The 292-nt window shown below is 31.8% G+C and carries 1 protein-coding gene; it reads left to right on the top strand.

Features of this window, described 5'->3' with window-relative positions; genetic code table 11:
• On the top strand, nucleotides 1-292 hold a 292-nt coding region (locus ACZM8Y_RS17235), incomplete at both ends, for a hypothetical protein (RefSeq protein ID WP_489501928.1).

Genomic DNA, 292 nt, shown 5'->3' with positions numbered 1-292 from the left:
AAACTCCACAACGAAATAACAACAGTAGATATCCATATGACGGAAGCCAACATAATTACATATCGTCTGTAGCCAATGACTTTGACTATGTATTATCTGCACTATTGGCATTAAAAAATAAAGAGCAAGATTTATTTATTGAAGAATGTAGGGCGTGTGAGAGAAATAGCAGGAACCATAATAATGTTCCAGAGATGTCTACAGACAAACTAAAAAAAGTATGGGAAAAAATTTTCCCACATAGAGATATTTCTTTTAAAGACGGTAAAGTAACATGTATTCTTAAAAAAGA

It is taken from the genome of Bilophila sp. (genome assembly GCF_057864385.1).
This window is presented reverse-complemented; position numbering and strand designations above follow the sequence as displayed.